We start from the raw sequence: 2,563 nt of genomic DNA, 5'->3' as shown, positions 1-2,563 counted from the left end.
CTGAGAATGAACTTGCATTCATAAACAAAAACAAACCCAATAATGTAATAATTAAAGATGAATGGATTCGATATTATCCTAAACACGAAATTGGTTCACAAGTAATTGGGTATGTAGAAAATGACCTTAATTCAAAGCATATGGCTGTTGGAAAAAGCGGGATTGAGCTGCAATATGAAAATGATTTAAAAGGAAAACCAGGTAAAACTCTTATTTTTAAATTGAATAATAAAAAGTTCTTATGGAACATTCAAAAAGTACAAATAGGTAAAGATGTACGGCTAGCTTTAGACTCTGAGTTGCAGCAAAAGGCAGAAGAAGCATTAAGATCTCAAATTAAGAAAACACCCGATGCTAAAGCTGGTTATGCTGTAGTAAGCGATGCAAAAACTGGCGCAATTTTAACTATGGCCAACACGGCAGTTTTTGATCCAAATATATTAAATACACGTGTATCTTCTAGAAAAGAAAACATTAACTCTCTTTCGCAAAATAAAGCAATTCAAAAATTAAAGTATGGTGAATCTTATGTAAATATGGCTTCTACTATAAAACCACTCACTATTTTAATTGGATTAAACGAAAAGCTTTTCCAACCCGAAGATACTTATTTAGATAAAGGGACTTTTCAGTATGATAATCAAAATAACATTACGAATGCACCTGGAACGCCAACAGGTGAGATTACACCGAGGCAGGCTATCATTAATTCATCTAACACATTTATGACAGCAAAAGTAGCTCTGCCCCTATTCAACCAAAATAATGGGAATATAGAAAAAGTAGCACATATATGGACAGATTATTTAATGCAATTCGGCCTACGTTCTAAAACCGGGATTGATTTACCCTTTGAAGAAGACGGACAATATGAATTCCATCCATCTAATAAGTTTGAAAATGGAATCTCCGCTTTATTAAACGCCTCTTGGGGAGGAAATGAAGTGCATACCCCTCTTCAACTCGCTCAATATGCAGCAACTTTGGCAAGTAAAGGTGATAAATATAAACCTCAAACTGTAAGTGCAATTATTAGTCCGGACGGTAAGAAAACAAAAAAGTTTAAACCAATTTTAGAAAGTTCAAATCGTTACCCGATGAACTTTTGGAGTGTCGTGCAAGGTGGAATGAGTCAAAATATAGAGGAAATTAAAAAGTTGCCCTTTGACGTCGCAGGTAAAACAGGTATTACAGGTTTTCCGAATGAGCAAGAAAGAATGATAAATCATTCTCTTTTCATTGCATATGCTCCTACCGAAGATCCACAAATTGCCGTTTCTGTCGTTATTCCTGGTAGTAATTCAGAAAAAAACATCGCTGCTCTCGTTACATCAGAGATTTTAGAGTCTTGGCATACACTTCAAAAAGAGAATAAAAACAAAGAGGAAGGTTCATTAAAGTGAACCTTCCTCTTTTACCAAATAGAATCTATATTTATGATTTTCCATTCACCATTATCGTTTTTTTCGAACATAAATGAATACTTAATATCAGTTAAAACATACTCTTTTTGTACGTATCCAGTATTGCCATTAATTGTCGATATTTTTATATATCCATCATTTTGCACTTTTTCTGGAATCCAAGCTTTTACCATTTCATTAGATACTTCATATAACACTTGTGATTCTCGTTTTGGTTCAGCTAAAATTTTCGTTTTATTTCCAGTAACCGTTGCATATATAAAATGCGCTTGCTTTGGTTGATTACTTTCTGTCAATCCACTTGGTACTTTGTATACTTTTTTTGTATCATTTGCAAATTCTCCTCCCATTGTAAGAGCGACTTGCAACTCATGAAAAATATCTTCATCAAACTTCAGTTCATCCTTCTTATAACTCTTCCCTTTAAATAGAACTTCATCATTTAACGCTTTGTACAGGTCATTTTCATTTTTTGAGTTCGTACTTTGATATAGTTCATTCATAAATTGTTTTAGTGATGGATCTTGAGCAGACTCATCTTTTGTTTTAGGCTTAATTTGAGTACTACTTTGTACCGGTGATTTATTATCATCAAGCCAAGGTTGTTGAACAATGAAAAATAACATTGTACAAACCAAAACAACTACAACAGGTAATACTTTTTTACGAAATGGTCTTTTATATTTTACGAAATCCACTTCATTATTTTCGTATATAGACTGCTTTATTTTAGAAATAAATTCTTCTTCATCTTTACGATTCTCCATTGGACCTTTTTTTATTTTTCTATACCAGTCAGGATTTTGTTTATTGTTCATCATTACTACCCTCCCCTATTAATTTTGAAACCTTACTTCTTGCTCTACTTAATCTCGATTTTACAGTTCCAATGGATACTCCTAATGTTTCAGCCATTTCTTCATAAGATAATTCATATTTTGCGTCCAATATAATTATTTCACGGTGCTTTTTAGGTAGTTTTAATACAACCTTCCACACATCATTCATTTCTTCTTGCTTAAAAAATTCTTGTTCTGCTGACAGGGATTGCTTATCGTCACTAAAAAACCCTATTAAAGATATCCTTATAAATGCTAGTTTAAATGTACACATTAACACTTGAATAATCATGTACATTT

At 32.6% G+C, this 2,563-nt stretch carries 3 protein-coding genes; 1 reads left to right on the top strand and 2 read right to left on the bottom strand.

Features of this window, described 5'->3' with window-relative positions; all coding sequences use genetic code 11:
• Nucleotides 1-1,403, top strand: a 1,403-nt coding sequence (locus ACODS7_RS31650; protein ID WP_488828518.1) for a peptidoglycan D,D-transpeptidase FtsI family protein, incomplete at its 5' end; no start/stop codon positions are given.
• 11 nt (nt 1,404-1,414) lie between these two features.
• Here the strand turns inward: ACODS7_RS31650 and ACODS7_RS31645 are convergent.
• Both ACODS7_RS31645 and ACODS7_RS31640 read right to left on the bottom strand, forming a co-directional pair.
• The gene (locus ACODS7_RS31645; RefSeq protein WP_029442345.1) at nt 1,415-2,242 is read right to left on the bottom strand and encodes an SH3 domain-containing protein; all 828 of its coding nucleotides are present in this window, start codon (nt 2,240-2,242) and stop codon (nt 1,415-1,417) included.
• The coding region (locus ACODS7_RS31640; protein WP_488828516.1) for an RNA polymerase sigma factor at nt 2,232-2,563 on the bottom strand (332 nt) is incomplete at its 5' end. The genes ACODS7_RS31640 and ACODS7_RS31645, both read right to left, overlap by 11 nt.

The organism is Bacillus sp. FG16, assembly GCF_057809515.1.
This window is presented reverse-complemented; position numbering and strand designations above follow the sequence as displayed.

What these genes read in the sequence shown, in the direction of transcription:
- ACODS7_RS31645 (WP_029442345.1), bottom strand. Translation starts at nt 2,242, where the DNA reads ATGAACAATAAACAAAATCCTGACTGGTATAGAAAAATAAAAAAAGGT.